Source organism: Xanthomonas sontii, from assembly GCF_040529055.1.
GTDB lineage: Bacteria > Pseudomonadota > Gammaproteobacteria > Xanthomonadales > Xanthomonadaceae > Xanthomonas_A > Xanthomonas_A sontii.
Genome location: NZ_CP132342.1, coordinates 4,906,988 through 4,933,226 on the forward strand (window position 1 = coordinate 4,906,988; position 26,239 = coordinate 4,933,226).

At 69.7% G+C, this 26,239-nt stretch carries 21 protein-coding genes; 4 read left to right on the top strand and 17 right to left on the bottom strand.

Annotation, left to right across the window (positions count from 1 at the left end; genetic code table 11):
* Positions 1-491: 491 nt before the first annotated feature.
* Both RAB70_RS20865 and RAB70_RS20870 read right to left on the bottom strand, forming a co-directional pair.
* Positions 492-1,049 (bottom strand): DUF3228 family protein, encoded by a 558-nt coding sequence (locus RAB70_RS20865; RefSeq protein ID WP_017912964.1) that lies wholly within the window; start codon positions 1,047-1,049, stop codon positions 492-494.
* A gap of 246 nt (positions 1,050-1,295) precedes the next feature.
* The gene (locus RAB70_RS20870; RefSeq protein WP_148827887.1) at positions 1,296-2,216 is read right to left on the bottom strand and encodes a M14 family metallocarboxypeptidase; all 921 of its coding nucleotides are present in this window, start codon (positions 2,214-2,216) and stop codon (positions 1,296-1,298) included.
* A gap of 333 nt (positions 2,217-2,549) precedes the next feature.
* Between RAB70_RS20870 and RAB70_RS20875 the strand changes: the two genes are divergently transcribed.
* From RAB70_RS20875 to RAB70_RS20885, 3 genes are all read left to right on the top strand, one after another.
* Entirely contained in the window at positions 2,550-3,920 is a 1,371-nt protein-coding gene (locus tag RAB70_RS20875) for an alpha-amylase family protein (protein ID WP_192578909.1), read from the top strand.
* A 151-nt stretch (positions 3,921-4,071) separates the two neighbouring features.
* Positions 4,072-4,914 carry a methylenetetrahydrofolate reductase [NAD(P)H] gene (gene metF, locus RAB70_RS20880; protein WP_017909642.1) on the top strand — a complete coding sequence of 281 codons (843 nt, stop codon included), beginning with the start codon at positions 4,072-4,074 and terminating at the stop codon, positions 4,912-4,914.
* Positions 4,915-5,079: 165 nt separating this feature from the next.
* Complete coding sequence (locus RAB70_RS20885) at positions 5,080-5,697, top strand: DUF4124 domain-containing protein (protein ID WP_148827889.1); 618 nt, start codon at positions 5,080-5,082, stop codon at positions 5,695-5,697.
* Between the two features lie 210 nt (positions 5,698-5,907).
* On the opposite strand, the gene RAB70_RS20890 is transcribed toward RAB70_RS20885, so the two are convergent.
* From RAB70_RS20890 to RAB70_RS20905, 4 genes are all read right to left on the bottom strand, one after another.
* Positions 5,908-6,870, bottom strand: coding sequence for a Nudix family hydrolase (locus tag RAB70_RS20890; protein WP_148827890.1), 963 nt, complete (start codon positions 6,868-6,870; stop codon positions 5,908-5,910).
* A gap of 289 nt (positions 6,871-7,159) precedes the next feature.
* Positions 7,160-7,534 (bottom strand): VOC family protein, encoded by a 375-nt coding sequence (locus RAB70_RS20895; protein ID WP_148827891.1) that lies wholly within the window; start codon positions 7,532-7,534, stop codon positions 7,160-7,162.
* Positions 7,535-7,830: 296 nt separating this feature from the next.
* A complete protein-coding gene (gene secA / locus RAB70_RS20900; protein ID WP_148827892.1) occupies positions 7,831-10,572 on the bottom strand; it encodes a preprotein translocase subunit SecA in 2,742 nt (913 codons plus the stop codon).
* Between the two features lie 163 nt (positions 10,573-10,735).
* Entirely contained in the window at positions 10,736-11,683 is a 948-nt protein-coding gene (locus tag RAB70_RS20905) for a M23 family metallopeptidase (RefSeq protein ID WP_017916714.1), read from the bottom strand.
* Between the two features lie 10 nt (positions 11,684-11,693).
* Between RAB70_RS20905 and RAB70_RS20910 the strand changes: the two genes are divergently transcribed.
* Entirely contained in the window at positions 11,694-12,170 is a 477-nt protein-coding gene (locus tag RAB70_RS20910) for a DUF721 domain-containing protein (RefSeq protein ID WP_148827893.1), read from the top strand.
* A gap of 144 nt (positions 12,171-12,314) precedes the next feature.
* Here RAB70_RS20910 and lpxC read toward each other — a convergent pair whose 3' ends face one another.
* From lpxC to RAB70_RS20965, 11 genes are all read right to left on the bottom strand, one after another.
* Positions 12,315-13,229 carry a UDP-3-O-acyl-N-acetylglucosamine deacetylase gene (gene lpxC / locus RAB70_RS20915; protein ID WP_010340119.1) on the bottom strand — a complete coding sequence of 305 codons (915 nt, stop codon included), beginning with the start codon at positions 13,227-13,229 and terminating at the stop codon, positions 12,315-12,317.
* 254 nt (positions 13,230-13,483) lie between these two features.
* Positions 13,484-14,710, bottom strand: a complete 1,227-nt coding sequence (gene ftsZ / locus RAB70_RS20920) for a cell division protein FtsZ (RefSeq protein WP_017912957.1) — start codon at positions 14,708-14,710, stop codon at positions 13,484-13,486.
* Between the two features lie 301 nt (positions 14,711-15,011).
* Positions 15,012-16,247, bottom strand: a complete 1,236-nt coding sequence (gene ftsA, locus RAB70_RS20925; protein ID WP_010340121.1) for a cell division protein FtsA — start codon at positions 16,245-16,247, stop codon at positions 15,012-15,014.
* A complete protein-coding gene (locus RAB70_RS20930) occupies positions 16,244-17,098 on the bottom strand; it encodes a cell division protein FtsQ/DivIB (RefSeq protein WP_017912956.1) in 855 nt (284 codons plus the stop codon). The genes ftsA and RAB70_RS20930 overlap by 4 nt, the downstream gene beginning before the upstream one ends.
* A 121-nt stretch (positions 17,099-17,219) precedes the next feature.
* Positions 17,220-18,161 (bottom strand): D-alanine--D-alanine ligase, encoded by a 942-nt coding sequence (locus tag RAB70_RS20935; protein ID WP_148827894.1) that lies wholly within the window; start codon positions 18,159-18,161, stop codon positions 17,220-17,222.
* Positions 18,158-19,594: a UDP-N-acetylmuramate--L-alanine ligase gene (murC, locus tag RAB70_RS20940; protein ID WP_148827895.1), complete on the bottom strand. Its 1,437-nt coding sequence runs from the start codon at positions 19,592-19,594 to the stop codon at positions 18,158-18,160. The genes RAB70_RS20935 and murC overlap by 4 nt, the downstream gene beginning before the upstream one ends.
* Positions 19,591-20,838, bottom strand: a complete 1,248-nt coding sequence (gene murG, locus RAB70_RS20945) for an undecaprenyldiphospho-muramoylpentapeptide beta-N-acetylglucosaminyltransferase (protein WP_225851546.1) — start codon at positions 20,836-20,838, stop codon at positions 19,591-19,593. The genes murC and murG overlap by 4 nt, the downstream gene beginning before the upstream one ends.
* Positions 20,835-22,157 (bottom strand): putative lipid II flippase FtsW, encoded by a 1,323-nt coding sequence (gene ftsW, locus RAB70_RS20950; protein WP_043093180.1) that lies wholly within the window; start codon positions 22,155-22,157, stop codon positions 20,835-20,837. Before ftsW ends, murG begins: the two co-directional genes overlap by 4 nt.
* Complete coding sequence (mraY, locus tag RAB70_RS20955) at positions 22,157-23,242, bottom strand: phospho-N-acetylmuramoyl-pentapeptide-transferase (RefSeq protein ID WP_010344435.1); 1,086 nt, start codon at positions 23,240-23,242, stop codon at positions 22,157-22,159. Before mraY ends, ftsW begins: the two co-directional genes overlap by 1 nt.
* Complete coding sequence (gene murF, locus RAB70_RS20960; RefSeq protein ID WP_148827896.1) at positions 23,232-24,767, bottom strand: UDP-N-acetylmuramoyl-tripeptide--D-alanyl-D-alanine ligase; 1,536 nt, start codon at positions 24,765-24,767, stop codon at positions 23,232-23,234. Before murF ends, mraY begins: the two co-directional genes overlap by 11 nt.
* Positions 24,764-26,236 carry a UDP-N-acetylmuramoyl-L-alanyl-D-glutamate--2,6-diaminopimelate ligase gene (locus RAB70_RS20965; RefSeq protein WP_408068880.1) on the bottom strand — a complete coding sequence of 491 codons (1,473 nt, stop codon included), beginning with the start codon at positions 26,234-26,236 and terminating at the stop codon, positions 24,764-24,766. Before RAB70_RS20965 ends, murF begins: the two co-directional genes overlap by 4 nt.
* Positions 26,237-26,239 lie beyond the last annotated feature (3 nt).

Consider the following 26,239-nt stretch of genomic DNA (forward strand, 5'->3'; position numbering starts at 1 on the left):
GGGGAGGGAATACGGTCGCGGGGAACGCCCCCACGCGGCAGCCCGCCACGGCGCGCGGCACGAGTGCGCCGTGTCCGCTGCCGATGACCTGCCCGAGGCACCTTCCCCACCGGGCCACCATGCGCGGCCGGACATTGCGTCCTGGCGCCGCTGCATGGCGACCCACCCTCTCGCTATCGTCCCGCCGTCCGCAAACTTGATAGTCGTTGCGCGTCATGCCGATGAACGGACAGGGCGTCGCGGCGAGAACGCGCGGCTGCGCGCAGTTCTGTTCAGCACTTATGCGCCAGTGCACAAGCGCGTGCACGGATGCAGCACGGCGGGCCGGCGGCGGCAACATGCAGGGATGCGTGAAGGCGGCTGCGCGAATGCGTGACCGCGTCCGGGGCGATCACGCCTGCGCGCGGTAACATGCGGCGCACGCACCGCCGCCGCACGCACCGCGATGGGTGTCCGGCGAGGTCACTGGCGCGGACCGTGTCTGGCCGCGCTTACGGCCGCCAGTTGGCGTTGTGCTCCCAGAACGCCACGCTGCGCCGATAGGCGTCGCGATCCAGCGGCACGCCCGAGCCGCCCTCCTCCACGCCCAGCGCATTGCGCAGCATGGTGATCGGCGCCATCGGGATCTCCTGCGGCTCGGCGGTATACAGGCAACCGACCACGCCCCAGTCCGCCTCGATCGGCGCGCCCTCGTGCGCGAGCTGTTCGCGGCTGTAGAGGATCGGCAGCAGGTACTCGGCCACCGGCGGCTCGACCCCTTCGAACCAGCGCACCAGGACCGGCAGTTCTTCACGGCTGCGCGCCTCGTAGCCCGAGCGCAGCAGGCGCCGGTTGGCGTCGGTGATCGGCACGGTCAGGCAGCGCGTCGAGGTCCAGTTGCGGTGCACGTGCAACTTGCAGAACGGTGCGTAGCCGTCCAGCACCTGCAGCGGCGTGTGCGCGTTGAGGTGCTGCTCGAACTGCTCGGGCGTGCAGTCCTGGATCGCATTGCGGCGGCCATCGCGCGGGAACAGACGCGTGCGGGCAAACGGCGTGAGGACGATGGACATGGGGTGCATGGCAAACGAGGGCCCACAAGCGTAGCGCGCGGCGGGGTCGGTGCCCACCGCTGCCGCCGTCGCAGCCTGTGGCGCAAGGCCATGCGGAACAGCGCTCAGCGGAACTTGCGATACCTCGACTGGGTGCACTGTGGGAGGGACTTCAGTCCCGACGCCGTGCAAGGTTGGGTACCCAGCGGGCGTCGCTCGTCGCGGCTGCGTGACAGGTGTGCTGCAAATCGTGCATCCACCTGGCGACTACGGATGCGCCAAGGCGTAGTCGATCGCCGCGCGTACCGCCGCCACCTGCGCGGCGTTGCACTGCTCCGGCGTGGCGCTGGCGCTGTCCGGATACACCTCGGTAGTCGTGGTGTAGCGCGCGTCGGTGATGCCTGCGCACAGACCCAGCCGCTTCACCGGGTAGTTGATGACCCCCGGCGCCGCCAGCGGCGTGCCGATGAGTTCGCCTGCGGCGTCGGCCGGCGCGATATGGGTGACCTGTGCGACTGCGGCCAGCACCGCCTGCTGGAACGCGGGCTGCGGGTTCTCGCTGTCGCCGACCAGGTAGAAACCGTCGGGAATGCCGCCCGGCGCGTAGGCGATGCCATCGCGCGCGGCCAGCGCCGGCCGGAATTCGGACTCGTCGCTGTCGGTGGTCTCGTGCAGGTCGATGTGCATGCGCACCCGATCGCGTAGCGGCGCCACCAGGCGCAGCAGCGCGGCCGATTCCTGCGCCGGGCTGTCGGCGCGGAACGAACGGTTGGGATCCAGCGCATCGGCGTTCCAGCGGTGGATGCGCTCGTACGCCCACGGGCTCACGCACGGCGCCACCAGCACGTTGGCGCGGCCGGTGTAGTCCTCGGCATGCTGCTGGGCGAACTGCAGCGCGCCGTGCACGCCGCTGGTCTCGTAACCATGCACGCCGCCGGTGACCAGCATGCACGGCAAGGCGTCGTCCCAGTTGCGGCTGCGCAAGGCCAGCAGCGGATAGCGCTCCTGCGCGTACGCCAGTTCCCCGTACGCGACCACCTCCCACTGCCCGCGCAGGCCTTCGATGGCAGCGACCACCTCGTCCTGGTAGCTGCGCCGGCGCGGCTGACCCGCCAGCCAGGCCGCCTTCTCGGCGGCGCCCCAAGGCACGCCGGGGGTTCCGATCGGATAGAAGGCTGCGCTGGTCATGGTGCGGCTCCGCGTCGACAGGTGAGGGCGGCGACTGTAGCAAAGCGCATGGGCCGCGATGCGACATGTGCCATGAATGCAGCGCGCACGGCGCTCCCGAGCGGAAACGGATGCCGATCCCGCTTTCGTACGCTGTCGCCATGAATACGTATGTAGCGCGCGCATGTTGCGCCGCGATGCGCGCTTAGCATCCTCCGGCCGCACGCCAGCCCCGCGGCGACGTCATGCCCCTGTCCTGCAGGCGTCCTGCCTGCGCCCACGCACCGAGGAGATCGAACGATGCGCGTCCCATCCGCTGCAAATCGTCTGCTGCACCTGCACCGCTGGCGCAGCCTGCTGGTCGGCCTGCTGCTGCTCCTGGCCACCGCCAGCGCCCAGGCCGACGTCATCCTGCATGCCTTCAACTGGCCCTACGCCACCGTGGAAGCGCGTGCCGCGCAGATCGCCGCTGCCGGCTACCGCAAGGTGCTGGTGGCGCCGGCCTACCGCTCGCAGGGCGACGCCTGGTGGGCGCGCTACCAGCCGCAGGACATGCGTCTGATCGACAACCCGCTCGGCGACACCGACGCCTTCGCCAGCATGGTGCAGGCGCTGAAGGCGGTGGGCGTGGAAACCTATGCCGACGTGGTGCTCAACCACATGGCCAACGAAGCGGCCACGCGCTCGGACCTGAACTACCCGGGCAGCGCGGTGCTCGGCCAGTACGCCGCCAATCCGCAGCGCTATGCGTCGCTGCGACTGTTCGGCGACCTCTCGCAGAATTTCCTCAGCGCCAACGATTTCGGCCCGGCGCAATGCATCACCAACTACAACGACCCTTACCAGGTACGCACCTACCGCATCTGCGGCGGCGGCAACGATCCCGGCCTGCCGGATCTGGTCGGCAACGACTGGGTGGTGCAGCAGCAGCGCAACTACCTGCTGGCGTTGAAGGCGCTGGGCGTCACCGGTTTCCGCATCGATGCGGCCAAGCACATGACCTTCGACCATTTGAACAAGGTGCTCGATGCGCAGGTGCGCTCCGGGGTGATGGTGTTCGGCGAGGTGATCACCGGTGGCGGCAGCGGCAATTCCGACTACGACCAGTTCCTGGCGCCATACCTGCAGGCCACCCCGCACGCGGCCTACGACTTCCCGCTGTTCAACTCGGTGCGCAACGCCTTCGCCTACGGCGGCAGCATGGACCTGCTGGTGGATCCGGGCGCCTACGGCCAGGCGCTGCCCGGTGCGCGCGCGGTGACTTTCGCCATCACCCACGACATCCCCAACAACGCCGGCTTCCGCTACGCGATCATGGACCCGGTCGACGAGACCCTGGCCTACGCCTACCTGCTCGGCCGCGACGGCGGCGTGCCGATGGTGTACTCGGACAACAACGAGAGCGGCGACAACCGCTGGGTCAACGCCTACCAGCGCGACGACCTCAAGCGCATGGTCGGGTTCCACAACGCCGCACAGGGCCGCGACATGCAGGTGCTGGCGCACGGCGCCTGCTACCTGCTGTTCCGCCGCGGCGACCTGGGCATCGTCGGCATCAACAAGTGCGGCAATACCGTCACCGCCGCGGTACCGATGAACGGCAGCGTATTGCGCTGGAACGTCGACTACCCCGATGCGCTGGGTTCCGGCAGCGTGGTGCGTATTTCCAGCGGCAGCTACACCTTCAGTCTGCCGCCGCGGCAGGCGCGGATGTGGAAGCGCTGAGCCTGGGAGCGGACGCGGCGCGCCCACCGCCGCGCCGCGCGGGAAGCGCGTCGCCGCCCCCGGGCGACGCGGCGATCGCGCGGTCGCGACCTCTTGCACATCCATCCGGATGAAGAGATATACTCGCCACACCGCCCGCTGCGTTGCGCCCATGACCGCCATCAGCTTCGAGTTCTATCCGCCCAAGACCGACGAACAGCGCGCGCAGCTCGACCGCACCGCCGCGCGGCTCAAGGCCTACGCCCCGGAGTACGTCTCCTGCACCTTCGGCGCCGGCGGCTCGACCCTGAGCTACACCTCCGAGACCGTGCGCCACCTCAAGCAGCACCACCGTTTCGAGGCGGCGCCGCACCTGTCCTGCGTGGGCGGCAGCCGCGAGGAGATCCGCGAGTTGCTCAAGCTGTACCGCGCCATCGGCTGCCGCCGCCTGGTCGCGCTGCGTGGCGACCTGCCGTCGGGCATGGGCCACCCGGGCGACCTGCGCTATGCCGCCGACCTGATCGCCTTCATCCGCGCCGAGCACGGCGACGCCTTCCATCTGGAAGTGGGCGCGTATCCGGAGACGCACCCGCAGGCCCACGACGCGCTCAGCGACCTGCGCCACTTCAAGGCCAAGGTCGATGCCGGCGCCGATGCCGCCATCACCCAATACTTCTACAACGCCGACGCCTACTTCCACTTCGTCGACGCGGTGCGCAAGCTCGGCGTGCAGATCCCGATCGTGCCCGGCATCATGCCGATCTCCAACTTCAGCCAGCTGCGGCGTTTCTCCGAGCAGTGCGGCGCGGAAATCCCGCGCTGGATCGGCAAGCGCATGCAGGCCTACGGCGACGATGCCGAGGCCATCCGCGAGTTCGGCGCCGACGTGGTCGCCACCTTGTGCCAACGCCTGGTCGACGGCGGCGCCCCCGGGCTGCATTTCTATACGCTCAACCTGGCCAAGCCCACCACCAACGTCCTGGCACGTCTGCGCGGCGACGTCGCCGCCGGCTGAGTGTCGCGGCCGCTGGCCGAACGCTGGGATTGGGGATTCGGGATTAGGGATTGGTAACAGCGGCGCGCGGCCTCGCTTTGGCGAATCCCCAATCTCCAATCCCGAATCCCAGCGCTCGTAAGGCATTCGCTCCGCGGTCACACCGGCTGCGGCTACGCTGCGCCGATGCGCGCCCTTCCGCCGATATTGCTGCTCCTGTGCCTATGCGTGTTCGCCCCGCCTGCCATGGCGCAACGGGTGAACCGTTGCACCGGGCCCGACGGCACCACCGTGTTCAGCGATCGCCGCTGCGAGGACGTCGGCGCGATCGATCGCCTGCCGCCACCGGCCGCACCTGGCAATGTCGGCGGCAATGCCCGCGGCCTGGCACCGCCGCAGTGCGTGCGCCGGCTCAGCGTGCTGGTCCAGCAGATCCGCAGTGCCGTGGACGCCCGCGACGTCAACCGGCTATCGGCACTGTACTGGTGGAACGGCGTTTCCGACGACGGCGCGCAACGCATCTTCGACCGGCTGGAGGCGATCGTGCGCCGCCCCCTGGTCGCGATCGTGCCGGTGTTGCCGGAGACCGGCGGGACGACCGCTCCCGCAGCCGGTACGTCGTCGACAGCCGCGTCCGCGACAACGGCCACGTCGGCCGCGGCGGATGCCGACGGTGGCGAGGCACCATCGCGCCCGCATCCGACCGGCCTGCGCCTGCAGCAGACCCTCGCCGGCAGCATCACCCCCGCCTCCACCGTGCTGGACCTGCGCCGGCAGTACGACTGCTTCTGGATCAGTTTCTGAGGAGCCGGGAATGGGGAATGGGGATTGGGGAATCGCAACAGCGGCTTCCGCGTACGCGCCTCCCCCTTGCACAGGAGCGGCTTCAGCCTCGTTGGAGGATCACGGTGGGAGGGACTTCAGTCCCGACGCATTGCGCCATCGGAAGCACGCCACTTCGCACTTCGCGGCTGCATGACAGTTGACCAGGGGAAGCGGTTGCTTCCGCCCCACTCACGCCACATCGGCCGCCAGCGGCCACAGCCCGCGGATCGCGGCGATGCCCTGGCCGCCATGGCGGCGCGCCTCGGCGACGTGCGTCGACGCCAGGCCGCCGATCGGATAGATCGGCAGGGCGACCTGCTCGCGCAGGCGCTCGAACGCCTCCCAGCCCAGCGGCGCGGCGCCTGGGTGGCTGGCGGTGGGGGCCAGCGGCCCGACCACCGCGAAATCGCAGCCGATGCGCTGGGCCGCCTGCAATTCTTCAACGGTATGACAAGACGCCGCCACGGCCTGCCCGGCCGGCAACGGGCGCGCCTGCCACTGCGGCAACTGCTCCGCGCCCAGGTGCACGCCGACACCCAGTTCCTGTGCCAGCGCCACGTCGCGGTTGAGCAGCACCTGCGCGCCACGCGTCACGCACAGCGTCGCCGCGGTCCGCGCCAGCGGCGCCCACTGCTCGGCCGGCAGGCTGCGCGCACGTAACTGCACGCGGCGCACGCCGGCGTCCAGCGCGCGCTGCAGCGCCGCCAACCAGGGACCCGGCTCGGCCGGCTCCGGCGTCACCAGGTAGCAGGCGGGCTGGCGCAGCATCGCCACCACCGGCTGGTCGGCCGGCGGCATCGCGTAGCGGCCCAGCTTGTCGGCGCTCACCCAGGTCAGCGCCTGGCCCTCGCGGCCGCGCGGCGTGCCCTTCCACGCCGCCACCTGGCGCACTTCCAGGCGCAGCCGCTTGTCCGGGTAGCGCTGCGGCACTTCCATCAGCCACTCGCCGACGACGGCCTCGATGCCCAGTTCCTCCTGCAACTCGCGCACCAGCGCCTGCTCCGAGGTCTCGCCGGGCTCGCGCTTGCCGCCGGGAAATTCCCACAGGCCGGCGAGGTCGCGGCCCTCGGTACGGCGGGTCAGCAGGATACGGCCACGCGCATCGGTGATGACGCCGGCGACGACATGAATGGATCTGAGCGGTTCGGACATGGCGCAAGCTTGCCGTTTCCGGCAGCGCCAGCGCAATCAACCAGGGTCACATTGGCGCCGATCGGCTGTGGAGGGCAGCGACGCCCACGCAGCCAGGCAGTCCCAGGCGATGGCCTTTTTGGCGGCGCGCCACTGACGGCAGGCGCCTACCGCAGCAACGCCAGAGCGTCATCGAAAATGGCCGTGAGTGGGCGCTGGTCCGCCTGCAACGCTGCCCGGCGCGCGCCGCGCAACGCGCTGCGGCGGCGCGCATGGCGGTGATTGCCGCACTTCCACCACCGCCGCCCGCTCAGGCGCCCAGGCTGTGGCCGATCCGCCACAGCACGCCACCGGGGTCGTGCAGGGTGAAGTCGCGCATGCCCCAGGGACGGTCCCCGGGTTCGCCCAGGCGCGCGCCGTAACGGCCGGCCAAATCGGCTGCATGCAGCCGCCGCCACCAGGCGTCGGCGTCCTCCACCCACAGATGCAGCACGAGGTTGCGCGCCAGGCCCGCGTGGTAGAAATCCTGCAGCAGGAACGCGCAACGGTCGCCATGGCGGAAGCAGATCAGGCCGTCGCCGAGCGGCTCGGGCGCGAAGCCTACGTCGGCATAGAACCGCGCAGACAGCGCGAGATCCTGCGCCGGCACGAAGACCTTCAGTTCCAGGCTGGGCGAAGGCTCCACGGCAGGCCTACAGAGGCAATGGCGACATCGGCCAGCCTACGCGCCGCACGCACGATACGCCACGTCGGCAAGCGCATCGCTCCAAGCCCTTCCCAAAAACAGAATGCCCCGCGCAAGGCGGGGCTATTCGCAAACGCGTGATCGATCCGACACCTGCATCCGTCGCTCACTCCTTCACCGAAGGGAGTGCACCGGCTGACGTGCGGATGTGATGGCCGGCGCACCCGCACCCACAGCGTGCGACGCCGAATGCGGAGCCGCTGCGCGATTGCGCAGCGGTCCGCGCAACGCCAGGCTCAGCTCAGCTGGCCGTGGCAGTGCTTGTACTTCTTGCCGCTGCCGCAGGGGCACGGATCGTTGCGACCGACCTTCGGCGCTTCGCGGGTCACCTGCGCCACGGTCGGCGCACCCGCCTCGCCACGCTGCACCTGCTCGGCTTCCTCGTCGGCGCCGTAACCGCCGGCGTCCTGGTGCTGGAACTGCGCCTGGCGCAACTGCGCCTCCACCTGCTGGCGCTCCTGCGCTTCGAGCGCGGCCACTTCCTCCTCGCTGCGGATGCGCACCCGCGCCAGCAGGGTGACCACTTCGCGCTTGGCGTGCTCCAGCATCTCCGAGAACAGCTCGAAGGCTTCCTTCTTGTATTCCTGCTTGGGCTGCTTCTGCGCGTAGCCGCGCAGGTGGATGCCCTGGCGCAGGTAGTCCATGCGCGCCAGATGCTCCTTCCAGCTCTGGTCGAGCACGGTGAGCATCACGTGCTTCTCCAGCGCACGCATGGTCTCGCCGCCGATCGCCGATTCCTTCTCGCGGAAATGACGGTCCACTTCCTCGCGCACCTTCTCGACGATACCGTCCGCGTCCAGTTCCTCGTGGCGCTTGACCAGGTCGGTGATCGACAGCGACAGGCCGAGTTCGCTGGCCAGCGTGGCTTCCAGGCCCGGCAGGTCCCACTGGTCGTCCACCGAGTTCGGCGGCACGAAGCGCGACACGATGTCGTAGATCACGTCGTCGCGGATGCCGTCGACGTTCTCCTTGACCGACTCGGCGTCCAGCAGTTCGTCGCGCTGGGCGTAGATCACCTTGCGCTGGTCGTTGTTGACGTCGTCGAAGTCGAGCAGGTTCTTGCGGATGTCGAAGTTGTGCGCCTCGACCTTGCGCTGCGCCTTCTCGATCTGCCGGCTGACCAGCTTGTCCTCGATGACGTCGTCTTCCTTCATGCCCATCATGCGCATCGCCTTCTGCACCCAGTCCGAGGCGAAGATGCGCATCAGGTTGTCTTCCAGCGACAGATAGAACCGCGAGGAACCCGGGTCGCCCTGGCGGCCGGAACGGCCGCGCAGCTGGTTGTCGATACGCCGCGACTCGTGGCGCTCGGTGCCGATGATGTGCAGGCCGCCGGCGACCTTGACCGCGTCGTGGCGCTCCTGCCAGGCCGCCTTCAGGCGCGCGCGCGTCGCGTCGTCAAGCTCCTCGCCCAACGCATGCAGTTCGGCTTCCAGCGAGCCGCCGAGCACGATGTCGGTACCGCGGCCGGCCATGTTGGTGGCGATGGTCACCGCGCCCGGCTGGCCGGCGTTGGCGACGATCTGCGCTTCGCGCTCGTGCTGCTTGGCATTGAGCACCTCGTGCTTCACGCCCGCCTTGCGCAGGTGCTCGGACAGCATCTCCGAGGTCTCGATCGAGGTGGTACCGACCAGCACCGGCTGGCCACGCTTGGCGCAGTCCTCGATGTCGGCCAGCACCGCGTTGAACTTGCCCTGGCGGTTGAGGAACACCTGGTCCGGCCAGTCCTTGCGGATGGTCGGGCGGTTGGTCGGGATCACCACCACTTCCAGGCCGTAGATGCTCTGGAACTCGTAGGCTTCGGTATCGGCCGTACCGGTCATGCCGGACAGCTTCTTGTACATGCGGAACAGGTTCTGGAAGGTGATGCTGGCCAGCGTCTGGTTCTCGCGCTGCACCGGCACGCCTTCCTTCGCTTCCACCGCCTGGTGCAGGCCGTCGGACCAACGGCGGCCCGGCAGGGTGCGGCCGGTGAACTCGTCGACGATCACCACCTCGCCGTCGCGCACGATGTAATCGACGTCGCGCTGGTAGATCGCGTGTGCGCGCAGCGCCGCGTTGAGGTGGTGGACCACGCTCAGGTTCTGCGCGCCGTACAGGCGGTCTTCCTCGTCGGTGAGGATGCCGGCGGCGCGCAGCAGTTCTTCGGCGTGCTCCATGCCCGCTTCGGACAGGTGCACCTGCTTGCCCTTCTCGTCGACCCAGAAGTCGCCCTCGCCCTCTTCCGACTCCTGCTTGACCAGCTGCGGCACGATGCGGTTGACGCGGATGTACAGCTCCGGAGATTCGTCGGCCGGGCCGGAGATGATCAGCGGGGTGCGCGCTTCGTCGATCAGGATCGAGTCGACCTCGTCGACGATGGCGTAGTTGAGGCCGCGCTGGAAGCGATCGGCCTTGGACAGCGCCATGTTGTCGCGCAGGTAGTCGAAGCCGAATTCGTTGTTGGTGCCGTAGGTGATGTCGGCGGCGTAGGCGGCGTGCTTGTCGCTGTGCGGCATGCCCGGGTACACCACGCCCACGCTCAGGCCCAGCCAGTTGTACAGCTTGCCCATCTGCGCGGCGTCGCGGCGCGCCAGGTAGTCGTTGACGGTGACCACGTGCACGCCCTTGTCTTCCAGCGCGTTGAGGTACACCGGCAGCGTCGCGACCAGGGTCTTGCCTTCGCCGGTGCGCATTTCCGCGATCTTGCCCAGGTGCAGGACCATGCCGCCGATCAACTGCACGTCGTAGTGGCGCATGCCCAGCACGCGTCGGCTGGCCTCGCGGCACACCGCGAACGCTTCCGGCAGTACCTTGTCCAGGGTCTCGCCGCCGGCGATGCGCCCACGCAGTTCCGGGGTCTTGGCCTGCAGCTGCTCGTCGGAGAGCTGCTCCATCTCCGGCTCCAGCGCATTGATCTTGGCGACGATACGGTGGAGCTGGCGCAGTTGGCGCTCGTTGCGGCTACCGAAAACGCGAGTAAGCAGACTGTTGATCATTGAAGGAACCGGTTGGAAAGGAACGCCTCGACGGCCCGATCCCCAGGGAATCGACGGGCCGCAAACGAAACAGGGCGCGAGGCGCCCTGTCGATGGCAAAGCACATTGTAGCTTGGGGCGGCGCCCGACGATTCAAGCGCCGGCACGCCAGCCCCCGCGCGGCTCAGCCACGGCCGCGGCGGCCCACCGGAATGGCGCCATCGCCGAGGAACTTGGCCGGGTTCACCACCACCCCGTCCTTCCAGACCTCGAAATGCACGTGGGCACCGGTGGAACGGCCGGTGGAACCGGCCTTGGCCACTTCCTGGCCGACCCGCACCAGGTCGCCGACCTTCACCGACAGCCGCGAATTGTGCGCGTAGCGGGTGACATAGCCGTTGCCGTGGTCGACCTCGACCACATTGCCGTAGCCGCCGCGCACGCCGGCGTAGCTGACCACGCCGTCGGCCACCGCCAGCACCGGGTCGCCGACGTTGGCGTGGAAGTCGATGCCCTTGTGGTTGCCGGTGCCGCGGCCGAACGGATCGGCGCGGCCGCCGAAGGCCGAGGTGATGTAGCTGTTGCGGATGGGCATCCGCGAGGGCACCGCGTTCTGGTCCAGCTGGTGGTCGAACAGCAGCGATTCGAGCACCGACAGCTGCTGGCCGGAGGTAGCGAACTGCTGCTGCAGCCCGTCCAGTTCCTTGCCGAGCTGCTGCGCGGGCATGTCGTGGCTGGGCTCGTCGTCGCCGCCACCGACGCCGACCGGCTGGTCGAAATCGAACTCGCCGTCCTGCAGCTTGCCCATGCGGGTCAGGCGATCGCCGAGCGCGTTGAGCCGGGTCGCCTGCGCCTGCAGTTCGCCCAGCCGCGCCGCCAGGGCGTTGACCTGGGTCTGCGCGTCGCGGCGCACCTGCGCCAGTTCCTGGTCCTGCCGCTCGAGCTTGGCGCGCATCTGCGCCGAACCACCCCATCCGGCTGCGGCGCTGACGCCGATGCCGAGTACCATGCCGAGGCCGAGCACCGCACCGAGCGCGGCGAGGGGGCGACGATCGGCGAATTCGCGCAATCGCCACGGCAATGTCTTGACCCCCTTTTCACTGGAACGGATTACGATCTTCTTGAACGTCATATGAGTTTTCATGTCTAAGCGAAAGTCCGGCGAAGGCCATACCGCCACGCCGCAGCCGGCGCTGGACGCCGCACTGGCGGACAAGGCGGGCGACCCGTTGCGCCGCGCCCTGTGGCTCGACGCGCTGGACCGGCAGTTACGCCCCCATTTGCCGCCGAACCTGGCGCCCCGTTGCCGGTTGGCCAATGTGAACGGCGAACAGCTCGTTTTTCTCGTTGAGTCTCCGGTCTGGCACGCCCGGGTCAGGCTGGCCGAGGCCGACATCCTTGCTGCGGCCCGTTCCCTCGGGCTGAAAGCCACCAAAGTGACCGTCAAGACTGCGACTGCGCCCGCGCATTCCCCAATGCATCAGGCAAGAAGCACGCCGGCTCCGGTTTCTGCGGCCACGCACAAGGGGTTGCGCGAGGCCCTGGCTTCCCTGCAGGACGTCGTCTCCGCGACGCCCGATGCGACCACGGGCTCCGACCGTGGCCGTCGACGTACGTAGACACGCACGCCGCGACCGACGCATCCTAGCGGGCGTCGGGCGCGAGGTCGTTACCGATTCGTTAAATCGGCGTTAAGGGGAGAAGAAGGAACGGCCGATTGCCGATTCCGTGATACCCACCCGGCCGTCACCGGGTTGAACGGTTCAGGCGTAAGCCGCCGCCCCGTAAGCCACCGGCGCCTGCTGCGCGGCGGATTCGAAGCTGACCCACTCCCAGGCCGCCTGTTCGGCGAGCAGGGCACGGACCAGCTTGTTGTTCAGTGCGTGGCCGGACTTGTAGCCCTCGTAGGCGCCGAGGATGGCACCGCCGGCGAGGTACAGGTCGCCGATCGCATCGAGGATCTTGTGGCGCACGAACTCGTCGGCGTAGCGCAGGCCGTCGTCGTTGAGCACACGGAACTCGTCGAGCACGATGGCATTGTCCATCGAACCGCCGAGGCCGAGATTGCGCTCGCGCATGTACTCCAGGTCGCGCATGAAGCCGAAGGTGCGCGCGCGGGAGATTTCCTTGATGTAGGCCATCGTCGAGAACTCGATCTCCTGGCGCGACTGCTTGGCCGGGATCATCGGGTGGTCGAACTGGATGGTGAAACCGAGCTTGTAGCCGCCGTCGTAGGGCACGAAACGGGCGATCTTGTCGCCGTCGCGCACTTCCACTTCGCGCTTGATGCGGATGAAGCGCTTGGCCTTGTCCTGCTCGACGATGCCCGCCGACTGCAGCAGGAACACGAACGGACCGGCCGAGCCGTCCATGATCGGCAGTTCGGCCGAGGACAGTTCGACGATGGCGTTGTCCACGCCGAGGCCAGCCATCGCCGACATCAGGTGCTCCACCGTCTGGATCTTGGCCTGGCCGCGGCTCAGGCCGGTGCACAGCGTGGTCTCGGTGACCAGTTCGGCATCGGCCGGCACGTCCACCGCCGGATCCAGGTCCACGCGTCGGAACACGATGCCGTGGTCGGCCGGTGCGGGGCGCAGGGTCATGTAGACCTTGTCGCCGCTGTGCAGGCCCACGCCGGTGGCGCGGATCGTGTTCTTGAGGGTGCGTTGCTGGGTCATGGCAGACAGTCTGGGAACGTCTGTTCGCACGGGAACTGAACAGACAACGAGAATATCACGCGTTTAGCTAAATTTTAACAAAGCGGTCACAGCATCCCATCGGTGCAACGCTGGCCCGTGCCGGCGTCGCGGTCGCAAAAACCTGCCGGGTCGCGGGGACCCGGCAGCAAGGGACACGGCGCGCCGGCCAGGGAGGCGCTCCTGGACGGCGGTGTTGCGGGCCGGCGCGAACGCCGGCCGATGACGCATCGACCTCAGTCGGCCTGGCGGCGCAGAAACGCCGGGATGTCCAGGTAGTCGCTCGGCAGGTCGGCCGCGGCCGGCGCCGGGGCGGACGCCGCGGTGCTCATCGACTCGCCGCTCGGACGGCGCAGGCCCAGGCCCATCGCACCGCCGACCGCCTTGGACACGGCATCGCCGCCGTGCTCGAAGTCGCCGAACTCCGGCTGGCCGGTGGTGGCGTTGCGCACCAGCTTGATCGGCGCACGCTGCTCCGGACGCTGCGACTGGCGCGACACCGCGCGGTTCAGGCCGGTGGCGACCACGGTCACCCGCACTTCGTCCTGCATGTCCGGATCCAGCACGGTGCCGACCACCACGGTGGCGTCCTCGGAGGAGAAGCCTTCGATGGTGCGGCCGATCTCGTCGAACTCGGCCATGGTGAAGTCCGGGCCGGCGGTGATGTTGACCAGGATGCCGTTGGCGCCGGCCAGGTTGACGTCGTCCAGCAGCGGGTTCTGGATCGCGGCCTCGGCGGCGGCCTGCGCGCGGTCGTCGCCGCGGGCCGAGCCGGTGCCCATCATCGCCAGGCCCATTTCCGACATCACGGTGCGCACGTCGGCGAAGTCGACGTTGATCAGGCCCGGACGCACGATCAGGTCGGCGATGCCCTGCACCGCGCCCTGCAGCACGTCGTTGGCGGCGCGGAACGCCTGGATCATGGTGGCGTTGCGGCCGAGCACGGTGATCAGCTTTTCATTCGGAATGGTGATCAGCGAGTCGCAGTGCTGGCTCAGTTCCTCGATGCCCTTCAGCGCCACCTGCATGCGGCGGCGGCCTTCGAACGGGAACGGCTTGGTGACCACGGCCACGGTCAGGATGCCCATTTCCTTGGCCAGCTGCGCCACCACCGGCGCGGCGCCGGTGCCGGTGCCGCCGCCCATGCCGGCGGTGATGAACACCATGTCCGCGCCCTGCAGCGCGTCCATGATGCGCTCGCGGTCTTCCAGCGCGGCCTGGCGGCCGACTTCCGGGTTCGCGCCCGCGCCCAGGCCCTTGGTGACGTTGGTGCCGAGTTGCAGCTGCAGCTTGGCGCCGCAGTTCTTGATCGCCTGCGAGTCGGTGTTGGCGGTGATGAACTCCACGCCGTCCACGCTGCTGCTGACCATGTGCGCGACCGCGTTGCCGCCGCCGCCGCCCACGCCGACCACCTTGATCACTGCATTGGGTGCCATCTTTTCAATCAGTTCGAAATGCGCCATGTCCGTTTCCTCTTTGAGCCGTGAATGGGGAATCGGGAATGGGGAATCGGATCGCTCCGTTCGCTGTCCCGACACCCGCATTTCGGCGAGTGTTGTTGTTTGGAAGCTGGGAATGGGGAATCGGGAGTGGGGAATCGCAACAGCGCGTCTCCAGCCCGGGACCCTTTCCTCAGCGGAATTGCAAAAAAACCACGCCTACCTACCTTCTCTCACCGCTCTCCACCGATCTCACCGCAGCACTGCCTTTGCCTTTGCTTTTGCTCTTACCCATTCCCAATTCCCGATTCACCATTCCCGGCCCTCAAAACTCGCCGCGATACCAGTTCTTCAATTTCTTGAACAAGCTGCCGGCGCGGCCGGTCGGCAGCGACGGGCGGCGCGGGTGTTCGATCTGGCTGCCCATCAGCAGCAGGCCCACGCCGGTGGCGTGCACCGGGTTGCCGACGACTTCGCCCAGGCCGGTGACGTGCTGGGGAATGCCCACGCGCACCGGCATCTGCACCATTTCCTCGGCCAGTTCGACCACGCCTTCCATCTTCGAGGCGCCGCCGGTCAGCACCATGCCGGCGCGCACCAGTTCCTCGAAGCCGGAGCGGCGCAGTTCGGCCTGCACCATCTCGAAGATTTCCTCGTAGCGGCCCTGCACCGCTTGCGCCAGCGAATGGCGCGGCATGCGCCGCGGCGGGCGGTCGCCGACGCTGGGCACCTGGATGCTTTCTTCGGCGGTGGCCAGCTGCGCCAGCGCGCAGGCGTAGCGCACCTTGATCTGCTCGGCTTCCGGGGTCGGCGTGCGCAGCATGTGCGCGATGTCGTTGGTGACGTGATCGCCGGCGATCGGCAGCGAGGCCGTGTGGCAGATCGCGCCCTGCACGAACACCGCCAGGTCGGTGGTGCCGGCGCCCATGTCCACCAGCACCACGCCCAGCTCGCGCTCGTCGGCGGTCAGCACCGCCACCGAGGACGCAAGCGAGGACAGGATCAGGTCGTCCACCTGCAGGCCGCAGCGCTGCACGCACTTGCTGATGTTGGCCGCGGCCGACTGCGCGCACACCACCAAGTGCGCGTGCACCTCCAGGCGCACGCCGGTCATGCCGACCGGGTTGCGGATGCCTTCCTGCGAATCGTCCAGCACGTACTCGCGCGGGATCGCGTGGAGGATGCGCTGGTCGGCCGGGATCGCCACCGCCTTGGCCGCTTCCAGCACGCGGTCCAGGTCGTTCCAGGTCACCTCGCCGTCGCGGATCGGCACGATGCCCGGCGAGTTCTTGCACTGCACGTGGTTGCCGGAGATCGACGCGTACACCGAGCGGATCTCGCAGCCGGCCATCAGCTCGGCTTCCTCGATCGCGCGCTGGATCGACTGCACGGTGGATTCGATGTCCACGACCACGCCGCGCTTGAGCCCGCGCGACTCGTGCGAACCGATGCCGATCACCTCGATCGGGTTGCCGGGCGAGTATTCGCCGACCAGCGCGACGACCTTGGAGGTGCCGATGTCCAGTCCAACGATGAGGGATTTGTCGCCTTTGCGGTTCATGTCTTGGAGCCGGGAATAGAGAATCGGGAATGGGGAAGGGAGAAGAGCGGGCTCTCGCGATGGGATGGAGGGTCGGCCAGTGCCGCGTGCCGCGCGGGCTGGGCCGGCGCCGCGGGCTTCTTCTCCTTGCCCGGCTCCTTACTCGGCTCTTTGCTCTCGGGTACCCATGCCACGGTGAATCCGTTGGTGTAGCGCAGATCGGCGCGCGCCAGCGGCGGCTGGCCCGGCTGCAGCAACTGCGGCAGCACCCGGGCGAAGCGCTCCAGGCGCGCGCGCGCGTCGTCGCGGCCGACCACCACCTGCACGCCGTTGCCCAGCGCCAGCGACCAGCTGCCGCGCGCGTCCAGTGCCACGCCCTGCACCGGCAGGCCGACCGGCGCGAACAGTGCGCGCGAGGTGTTGTACAGCGCGACCACGTCGGCGGCCTTGGCGTCCGGGCCGGCCAGATGCGGCAGCGCCACGTCGCGCAGTTCGTTGGGCAGGGCGAAGATGCGGCCCTGCTCGGACAGCATGCGGTCCGCACCCCAGCGTGCGAACGGGCGGTGTTCGACGACGCGCACTTCCAGCACGTCCGGCCAGCGCTTGCGCACGCGCGCACTCTCGACCCACGGCAGGCGCTCGATCGCGTCCTGCGCATCCTGCAGGCGCACCGCGAAGAAACCACGGCGCGCATACGGCAGCACCACCTGGCGCAACTGCTCGGCGGACACGCGCTTGAAATCGCCGCTCACCTGCAGCCGGCTCAGCGGCCAGCGCTCGGCCCCGACCCAGCCGTTGAGCACGGCCACGATCGGCAGCGCGACCAGGGCCAGCGCCAGCAGCCAGGCGAGGATGCGCAGGGAGGCGTTCATGCGCGCACCTTCCGGTGCGCGGGAATGGGGAATCGGGAATGGGGAATGGGCAAGGCACAAGCGGCCGCGCACGCGGCACCGCTCTTGCCCATTCCCGATTCCCGATTTCCGATTCCCGGCGTCACAGCGTCTGCTCCAGGATGCGCCAGCACAGGCCGGCGAAATCCACACCGAGCTGCGCCGCGGCCTTGGGCACCAGCGAGTGGCTGGTCATGCCCGGGGCGGTGTTGACCTCGATCAGTTGCAGGCCGCGCACGCGGTCGCGCATCACGTCCACGCGGCCCCAGCCGCTGCAGCCGGCCGCGGCGAAGGCCTGCAGCGCGAGCTGGCGGATCTGGGTCTCGTCCTCGCCCTGCATGCCCGGGCACAGGTACTGGGTGTCCTCGGCGATGTACTTGGCGTGGTAGTCGTACCAGTCGCCGGCGGGGACGATGCGGATCGACGGCAGCGCGACGTCGCCGAGGATGCCGACGGTGTACTCCTCGCCCTGCACCATCTGCTCCATCAGCAGTTCGCCGCGGTAGTCGGCGGCGAAGGCGCGCACCGGCGCCAGGTCGGCCTCGGACAGCACGCGGAACACGCCGACGCTGGAGCCTTCGCAGGCGGGCTTGACGAACAGCGGGTAGCCCAGCGCGGCGGCGGCCGCGGCCAGGTCGGCCTGGGCGTCGATGCGGGCGAAGCCCGGGGTCGGCAGGCCGGCGGCGATCCACACCTGCTTGGTGCGGATCTTGTCCAGGGTCAGCGCGCTGCCGAGCACGTCGGGGCCGGTGAACGGCACCTGCAGCGCGCGCAGCAGGCCCTGCAGCACGCCGTTCTCGCCGTCGCCGCCGTGCAGGATGTTGAACACGCGATCGACTTCGCCGGCGCGGATGCGCTCGAGCAAGGCGGGAATGCCGTCCACCGGCTGCGCGTCGACGCCGCGGCTGCGCAGCGCCTCGAGTACGTTGGCGCCGGAGTTCAGCGACACCTCGCGTTCGCTGGACGTGCCGCCGAGCAACACGGCGACGCGGCCGAACGCGGCCGGGTCGGTGACGCGCGGCGGCGGCAGGGTCTGCGCGCTCATGCGTCGGCTCCGCCGGCGAAGCCATGCTGGGCGATGTGCTGGGCCACGTAACCGATGTCGCCCGCGCCCATCATCAGCAGCAGGTCGCCGTCCTGCAGCACGTCCGGCAGCACGCTGTCGAGTTCGCCGACCTGGCCGACCACCACCGGTTCGCTGCGGCCGCGCGCGCGGATCGCGCGCGCCAGCGAGCGCGCGTCTGCGCCCGGGATCGGCGCCTCGCCGGCCGGGTAGACCTCGCTGAGCACCAGCGCGTCCACTTCCGACAGCACCGCGGCGAAGGCGTCGAACTGGTCGCGGGTGCGGCTGTAGCGATGCGGCTGGAACGCGACCACCAGGCGCTTGTCCGGCCAGCCGCCGCGGGCGGCGGCGAACACCGCGGCCAGCTCGCGCGGGTGGTGGCCGTAGTCGTCGACCACGCGCACGCGCGCGCCGCCGGCGGTGGTCACTTCGCCCAGGTCGTTGAAGCGGCGGCCGATGCCGGCGAAGCTCTGCAACGCGCTGGCGATCGCCTCCGGCCCCACGCCCAGTTGCCAGCCGATGGCGGCGGCGGCCAGCGCGTTGAGCACGTTGTGGCGGCCCGGCAGCGCCAGGGTCACCGGGATGCTGCTGCCTTCGGGCAGGCGCAGGGTGAAGCGCATGCGCGGGCCGTCCTGGACCACGTCCTCGGCGCGCACGTCGGCGTTCTCGCTGAGGCCGTAGCTCATCACGTGGCGCGGGGTCTTCGCCGCCAGTGCGGCCACTTCCGGATCGTCGATGCACAGCACCGCCAGGCCGTAGAACGGCAGGCGCTGCAGGAACTCGGCGAACGCCGCCTGGACCCGGGCGAAGTCGTTGCCGTAGTTCTCCAGGTGATCGGCATCGATGTTGGTGATGACCGAGATCAGCGGGTTCAGGCGCAGGAAGCTTCCGTCGCTCTCGTCGGCCTCGGCCACCAGCCACTGGCCGCCACCGAGCTTGGCGTTGGCGCCGGCGGCGAGCAGTTGCCCGCCGATCACGAAGGTCGGGTCCAGCCCGCCTTCGCTGAGCACCGCCGCGGCCAAGCTGGTGGTGGTGGTCTTGCCGTGGGTGCCGGCCACCGCGATGCCGCGGCGGAAGCGCATCAGTTCGGCGAGCATCGCCGCGCGCGGCATGATCGGAATGCGCTGGCTGCGCGCCTCCATCAGTTCCGGGTTGTCTTCGCGGATCGCGCTGGACACCACCACGCAGTCGGTACCGAGCACGTTGGCCGCCGAGTGCCCGCGCATCACCCGCGCGCCGAGCTTGACCAGGCGCCGGGTCGCCGCGTTGTCGGCGTTGTCCGAGCCGGAGACCTCATAGCCCAGGGTCAGCATGACCTCGGCGATACCGCTCATGCCGGTGCCGCCGATGCCGACGAAGTGCACGCGCGGGAACGCACGGACCAGATCACCGGTGTCGTGGAGGCGGCGGATCATTGCTGGCCTCCTGCGGAGGCGGGAATGGGGAAACGGGAATCGGGAATTGGAAGAAGCGCGGCGGCTGCAGCGATCCGTGCCTGCCGCGTGTTCGTGTCTGCGTGTGTCACTGCGTGATTCTGCCCTTGATTGTGCTTGTACCCATTCCCCATTCCCGGTTCTCCATTCCCGGCTTCTTCCAAAACGATGTCCGCAATCCGCTCGGCCGCATCCGGCTTGGCCAGCTGGCGCGCGGCCTCGGCCATGACCAGGCGCTGCGCCGGCTGCGCCAGCAGGTCGCGCAGCACGCGCTGCAGGTGGCCGGCCAGGGCATCGTCCTGCTTCAGCAGCACGGCGGCGCCGCGCTCGACCAGGTATTCGGCGTTGCGGGTCTGGTGGTCGTCGACGGCGGCGGCGAACGGCACCAGCACGCTGCCGATGCCGACCGCGCACAGTTCGGCCAGGGTCGAGGCGCCGGCGCGGCACACCACCAGGTCGGCCCAGGCGTAGGCGGCGGCCATGTCGCCGATGAAGGCTTCGACGCTGGCGGCGACGCCGGCGTCGGCGTAGGCGCGCGCGGCTTCCTCACGCAGCGCTTCGCCGCACTGGTGGCGCACCTCGACGGCCGTGCCGAGCGCGGCCAGCGCCTGCGGCAGCGCCTGGTTGAGCACGCGTGCGCCCTGGCTACCGCCCAGCACCAGCAGCCGCGGCGCGCCGTGGCGCGCGGCCAGGCGCTGCGCCGGCGGCGCCAGCGCGGCGATCTCGGCGCGCACCGGGTTGCCCACCGCTTCCTCGCGCGTGGCGAAGCTGCCGGGGAAGCCGGTCAGCACGCGCCGCGCGACCCGCGCCAGCACCTTGTTGGTCAGGCCCGGCGCGCGGTTCTGTTCGTGCACCAGCAGCGGCAGCTTGAGCAGGCGCGCGGCCAGGCCGCCGGGACCGGCCGCGAAGCCGCCGAAGCTGATCACCGCGCGCGGCGCCCGCCGGCGCAGCACGAAGCCGGCGGCGCGCACCGCGCGCATCACCCGCACCGGCGCGCCGAACAGGGCCAGCGCGCCCTTGCCGCGCAGCCCGCCGATCTCGATGGTGTCCAGCTCGATGCCGTGCTCCGGCACCAGCCGCGTTTCCATGCGCCCGGCCGCGCCCAGCCATACCACCGGCACGCCGCGCGCGCGCAGCACCTTGGCCACGGCCAGCGCTGGGAAGATGTGCCCGCCGGTGCCGCCAGCGAGGATCATCACCGGACGACCGCCCTGCACCGCGCTCATCCGAGCCTCCCGAAGGTGGGTTCGACGCGCGGCTGCATGCGGCTGGTGCCGCGCCCCGGGGCGCCGCCCTGGATCGCCGCGGCGACCGCGCTGGCGCTGGCCTCGCGCGCGGCGTGCAGGTCCTCGGCGTTGTCCACGGTCTGCTTGACCGGCATCGCCGCGTCGCTGCGTACCAGTGCCACCTGGCGCTCGGCGCGGTTGAGTTCGTAGGACACGCGCAGCAGCAGCCCCATCGCCACGCAGGTCATCAGCACGCTGGAACCACCGGCGGAGATCAGCGGCAGGGTCAGGCCCTTGGTCGGCAGGATGCCCAGGTTCACGCCGACCGAGACGAAGCTCTGCAGGCTGATCCACAGGCCGATGCCGAAGGCGATGTAGCCGGAGAAGTGACGCTTCATCTCGACGCAGCGCATGCCCAGCCAGAACGCGCGGCCGACCAGCAGCGCGTACAGCGAGATGATCAGGCACACGCCGACGAAGCCCAGTTCCTCGGCGATGACCGAGAAGATGAAGTCGGTGTGCGCTTCCGGCAGGTAGTTGAGCTTCTGCACCGAACCGCCCAGGCCGACCCCGAACAGTTCGCCGCGACCCACCGCCATCAGCGCGTTGGACAGCTGGTAGCCGGAGCCGAGCTGGTCGGCCCACGGATCGAGGAAGGAGGTGATGCGGCGCAGGCGGTACGGCTCGAGGATCGCGATGAAGGCGAACACCGGCAGGCCGATCACGATCGGCATCGACATGCGCGGCAGGTTCACCCCGCCCAGCACCAGCATGCCGGCGGTGATCGCCAGCAGCAGCGTGGAGGAACCGAAGTCCGGCTGCAGCAGCAGCAGGCCGACCAGCGCCACCGCCACACCCAGCGGCTTGAGCATCGCCGGCCAGGTCGCGTTGACCTCGTCGCGGAAGCGCACCAGGTAGCTGGACAGCCACACGATGTACAGCACCTTCACCGCTTCCACGGTCTGGAAGCGCGAGATGCCCAGGTTGATCCAACGCCGCGCGCCGTTGACGGTGCTGCCCAGGCCCGGCACGAACACCACCAGCAGCAGGCCGAAACAGGCCAGCAACAGCAACTGGTTGTACTGCTCGATGTTCTTCAGCTCGGTGCGCATCGCCCAGATCGCCAGGCCGACACCGCCGGCCAGGAACAGCAGGTGACGGCTCAGGTAGTAGAACGGGCTGGTGGTCAGCTCGATCGAGCTGGAGCCGACCATGACCACGCCCAGCGACGCCAGCGCCACCGCGGCGCCGAGCAGCCACGGGTCGTAGCGGCCACCGATGGCCTCCAGGCGGGTCGCTTGGCGGGCGGGGTCGTTCATCAGCGCACCTTCAACGTGGCCAGGCCGACCAGCACCAGCACCACCGAAATGATCCAGAAGCGCACGATCACCCGCGGCTCCGGCCAGCCCTTCAGCTCGAAGTGGTGGTGGATCGGCGCCATGCGGAACACGCGCTTGCCGGTGAGCTTGAACGAGGCGACCTGGATCATCACCGACAGCGTCTCGATGACGAACACGCCGCCCATGATCACCAGCACCAGTTCCTGGCGCACGATCACCGCGATGGTGCCCAGCACCGCGCCCAGCGCCAGCGCGCCGATGTCGCCCATGAACACCATCGCCGGGTAGGTGTTGAACCACAGGAAGCCCAGGCCCGCGCCGGCGATCGCCGCGCAGATGATGATCAGTTCGCCGGCGCCGGGAATGGTCGGGATCTTCAGGTAGGCCGAGAACACCGCGTTGCCCGAGGCATAGGCGAACACGCCCAGCGCGCAGGCCACCAGCACCGTCGGCATGATCGCCAGGCCGTCCAGGCCGTCGGTCAGGTTGACCGCGTTGGAGAAGCCGACGATCCAGAAGTAGGCGATGGCCACGAAGCTGATCCCGGCCAGCGGCAGCGCGATCGACTTGAACATCGGGATGTAGAAGGTGATCGCCGCCGGCACGTCGGCGGTGTAGTACAGGAACAGGCCCGCGGCCAGGCCGAAGATCGACTGCAGCAGGTACTTCCAGCGCGACTTCAGCCCGTTCGGGTCGCGGCGCACGATCTTGATCCAGTCGTCGTACCAGCCGATCACGCCGAACGCCAGCATCACCGCCAGCACCAGCCACACGTAGCGGTTGCGCAGGTCGCCCCACAGGAGCACCGACAGCAGCACGGTGAGCAGGATCAGCGAGCCGCCCATGGTCGGGGTGCCGGCCTTGGAGAAGTGGGTCTGCGGGCCGTCCTGGCGGATCGGCTGGCCGCCCTTGAACTGCGCCAGCTTGCGGATCACCGCCGGGCCCAGCCACAGCGACAGGAACAGCGAGGTCAGCGCCGCGAGGATGCCGCGGAAGGTCAGATAGCCGAACAGCCCGAACATGCTTTCGAGCTGCTGCAGCCAGCGGGCGAGTTCAAGCAGCATGCGGCGCCTCCTGTGCCTGGTTCAGCAGCGCGCGGACCACGGTGTCCATGGCGCTGCCGCGCGAGCCCTTGATCAGGAGCGTGGCCGGGACCCGGGACCCGGGACCCGGGACCCGTGGGAGCGCGCCATCGGACAGCGCGCTGGTGTTGTCATGCATCTGCTTCACTTCCTGCTCTTGATCCTGCTCTTGCCGATTCCCGGCTCCCGATTCCCGATTCCCGGCCACCGCGGCCAGATCGCGCTGCAGCGCCTCGATCAGCGCCGCATGGCTGTCGAAGACGCGGCCGTTCTCGCCGAACGCCTGCGCGGCGTGGGCGCTGAGCGGGCCGAGCGCGTACAGCCGGGTCAGCCCGGCATCGCGCGCGCGGCGTCCGCCGCTGGCATGCAGCGCCTCGGCGCCGGCGCCGAGTTCGCGCATGTCGCCCAGCACCAGCCAGCGCTCGCCGCCGGCCGCGGCCAGGGCGTCGATCGCCGCGGCCAGCGAACCGGGGTTGGCGTTGTAGCTGTCGTCGATCAGCACCGCGCCGTTGGGCAGCGCGTGGGTGATCTGCCGGCCCGGCACCGGCTGCACCTGCGCCAGGCCGGCGGCGATGCGCGCCGGCGCCACGTCCAGCGCCAGCGCCAGCGCGGCGGCGGCCAGGGCGTTCTGCAGGTTGTGCCGGCCCGGCAACGGCAGCGTCGCCTCGACGTCGCCGCGCGGGGTGGTCAGCACGAACTGGGTACGGTCGGCGGCCATGCGGACCTGCGCGGCACCGACCTCGGCGCCCGGCTGCAGGCCGAAGCGCAGCACCTGCGGCCGCGCCTCGCCGCTCGCCAGGCGCTGCTCGAACCACAGGCCGAAGGCGTCGTCGGCATTGATCACCGCGGTGCCGTCGGCCGGCAGCGCGGTGTAGATCGCGCCCTTGGTCTGCGCCACGCCGAGCAGGCTGCCCATGCGCTCCAGGTGCGCAGCGGCGATGTTGTTGACCAGCGACACCTGCGGCGGCGCAATGTCGGTGAGATAGGCGATGTCGCCCGGCTTGCCGGCGCCCATCTCGTAGATCGCGTAGTCGGCGTCGTCCGGCGCCTCGATCACCGCCAGCGGCAGGCCGATCTCGTTGTTGCGGTTGCCGGGATTGGCGTAGACGCTGCCGCCGTCGATGCGGCAGGCATGCTGCAGGATCGCCAGCAGCAGCGCCTTGACGCTGGTCTTGCCGTTGCTGCCGGTGATCGCGGCCACGCGGGTGGCACGGCCACGCTGCATGCCGGCGGCGATCCGCGCCAGCGCCAGCTGGGTGTCGGCGACGACGATCTGCGGCAGTTCGATCTGCGGCTGCACGCGCTCCACCAGCAGCGCGCTGGCGCCGCGCGCGGCGGCGTCGGCGACGAAGGCGTGGCCATCGAAACGCTCGCCGCGCAGCGCCACGTACAGGCTGCCGGCGGCCAGGCTGCGGGTGTCGTGACTGATCGCATCGATCGCCACGTCGTCGCCGTGCAGCTCGGCGCCGGCCCAGTGCGCGATCATCGACAACGGCAGGCGCTTCATCGGGCCGCCTCCGCCGCATGCGCGCGCAGGGCCTGCGCAGCGACCTCGGTGTCGTCGAACGGATGGCGCACGCCGGCGATCTCCTGGTACGGCTCGTGGCCCTTGCCGGCGATCAGCACGATGTCCTCGGCGCCGGCGTCGGCGACCGCCATGGCGATCGCCTGCGCGCGGTCGCGCTGTACCTGCACCGCCTGCATGCCGTCGAAACCGGCCACGATGTCGGCGACGATACGGTCGCCGTCCTCGCCACGCGGGTTGTCGTCGGTGACCACCACGCGCTCGGCCAGGCGCTGCGCGATCGCCGCCATCTGCGGGCGCTTGCCGGTGTCGCGCTCGCCGCCGCAGCCGAACACGCAGGTGATGCGGCCCTGCGCGTGCGCGCGCAGGCTCTGCAGCGCCTGTTCCAGCGCGTCGGGCGTATGCGCGTAGTCGACCACCACCAACGGTTCCGCGCCGTTGCCGCCGAGCCGGTTCATGCGCCCGCGGATCGGCTGCAGCTGCGCCAGGGTGGCGGCGATGCGCACCGGCGCCACGTCCAGCGCGTGCAGCGCGCCGGCCACGGCCAGCAGGTTGTCGACGTTGAAACGGCCCAGCAACGGCGACTGCAGCGGATGCCGCTCCTCGCCGATCGCCAGGGTGAAACCGATGCCGCGCGCGTCCAGGCGCAGCGCCTCGGCGCGCACCTGCGCGCCATCCTGGCCGCGCGAACTGACCGCGATGCGGCGCAGCGCCGGATCCAGCGTGCCCAGCAACTCGCGGCCGAACGCATCGTCCAGGTTGACCACCGCCGACTTCAGCCCCGGCGTGGCGAACAGGCGCGCCTTGGCGGCGCCGTAACTGGCCATGTCGCCGTGGTAGTCGAGATGGTCGCGGGTGAGATTGGTGAACACCGCCACGTCGAAATGCACCGCGTCCACGCGGCCCTGGTCGAGCGCGTGCGAGCTGACTTCCATCGCCACCGCCTGCGCGCCGGCGTCGCGCAGCTGCGCCAGCAGCGCGTGCAGCGGCAGCACCAGCGGCGTGGTGAAGCCGGTCGGCTGCACCTGCCCGTACAGGCCAGCGCCGAGGGTGCCGATGCTGCCGCTGCGCGTGCCCAGCAGGTGCCAGGCCTGCGCCAGCAGTTGCACGGTGGAGGTCTTGCCGTTGGTGCCGGTGACCCCGACCATGGTCATGGTCTGCGACGGATGGCCGTGGAACTGGTCGGCCATCGCGCCCATGCGCGCGCGCAGGCCCGGCACCGCGATCGCGTCGGCCGGCGCCGGCAGCTCGGCCGGGGCCGGCGGGTCGTACAGCACCGCGACTGCGCCGTTGGCGCGCGCCTGTTCGACGAAGCCCAGACCGTGCGCGCCGAAGCCGGCGATCGCCACGAAGGCATCGCCCGGGCGCACCGCGCGGCTGTCCATGACCAGCCCGGACACCTGCACGTCATGCGGCAGCGCCACACCCGGCAGCAGTTGCGACAGCGACATCGC

What these genes read in the sequence shown, in the direction of transcription:
- mraY (WP_010344435.1), bottom strand. Translation starts at nt 23,242, where the DNA reads ATGCTGCTTGAACTCGCCCGCTGGCTGCAGCAGCTCGAAAGCATGTTC.
- RAB70_RS20905 (WP_017916714.1), bottom strand. Translation starts at nt 11,683, where the DNA reads ATGACGTTCAAGAAGATCGTAATCCGTTCCAGTGAAAAGGGGGTCAAG.
- RAB70_RS20910 (WP_148827893.1), top strand. Translation starts at nt 11,694, where the DNA reads ATGTCTAAGCGAAAGTCCGGCGAAGGCCATACCGCCACGCCGCAGCCG.
- lpxC (WP_010340119.1), bottom strand. Translation starts at nt 13,229, where the DNA reads ATGACCCAGCAACGCACCCTCAAGAACACGATCCGCGCCACCGGCGTG.
- secA (WP_148827892.1), bottom strand. Translation starts at nt 10,572, where the DNA reads ATGATCAACAGTCTGCTTACTCGCGTTTTCGGTAGCCGCAACGAGCGC.
- murC (WP_148827895.1), bottom strand. Translation starts at nt 19,594, where the DNA reads ATGATCCGCCGCCTCCACGACACCGGTGATCTGGTCCGTGCGTTCCCG.
- RAB70_RS20890 (WP_148827890.1), bottom strand. Translation starts at nt 6,870, where the DNA reads ATGTCCGAACCGCTCAGATCCATTCATGTCGTCGCCGGCGTCATCACC.
- RAB70_RS20965 (WP_408068880.1), bottom strand. Translation starts at nt 26,236, where the DNA reads ATGTCGCTGTCGCAACTGCTGCCGGGTGTGGCGCTGCCGCATGACGTG.
- RAB70_RS20930 (WP_017912956.1), bottom strand. Translation starts at nt 17,098, where the DNA reads ATGAACGCCTCCCTGCGCATCCTCGCCTGGCTGCTGGCGCTGGCCCTG.
- RAB70_RS20885 (WP_148827889.1), top strand. Translation starts at nt 5,080, where the DNA reads ATGCGCGCCCTTCCGCCGATATTGCTGCTCCTGTGCCTATGCGTGTTC.
- ftsA (WP_010340121.1), bottom strand. Translation starts at nt 16,247, where the DNA reads ATGAACCGCAAAGGCGACAAATCCCTCATCGTTGGACTGGACATCGGC.
- ftsZ (WP_017912957.1), bottom strand. Translation starts at nt 14,710, where the DNA reads ATGGCGCATTTCGAACTGATTGAAAAGATGGCACCCAATGCAGTGATC.
- murF (WP_148827896.1), bottom strand. Translation starts at nt 24,767, where the DNA reads ATGAAGCGCCTGCCGTTGTCGATGATCGCGCACTGGGCCGGCGCCGAG.
- RAB70_RS20865 (WP_017912964.1), bottom strand. Translation starts at nt 1,049, where the DNA reads ATGTCCATCGTCCTCACGCCGTTTGCCCGCACGCGTCTGTTCCCGCGC.
- metF (WP_017909642.1), top strand. Translation starts at nt 4,072, where the DNA reads ATGACCGCCATCAGCTTCGAGTTCTATCCGCCCAAGACCGACGAACAG.
- murG (WP_225851546.1), bottom strand. Translation starts at nt 20,838, where the DNA reads ATGAGCGCGGTGCAGGGCGGTCGTCCGGTGATGATCCTCGCTGGCGGC.
- RAB70_RS20935 (WP_148827894.1), bottom strand. Translation starts at nt 18,161, where the DNA reads ATGAGCGCGCAGACCCTGCCGCCGCCGCGCGTCACCGACCCGGCCGCG.
- ftsW (WP_043093180.1), bottom strand. Translation starts at nt 22,157, where the DNA reads ATGAACGACCCCGCCCGCCAAGCGACCCGCCTGGAGGCCATCGGTGGC.
- RAB70_RS20870 (WP_148827887.1), bottom strand. Translation starts at nt 2,216, where the DNA reads ATGACCAGCGCAGCCTTCTATCCGATCGGAACCCCCGGCGTGCCTTGG.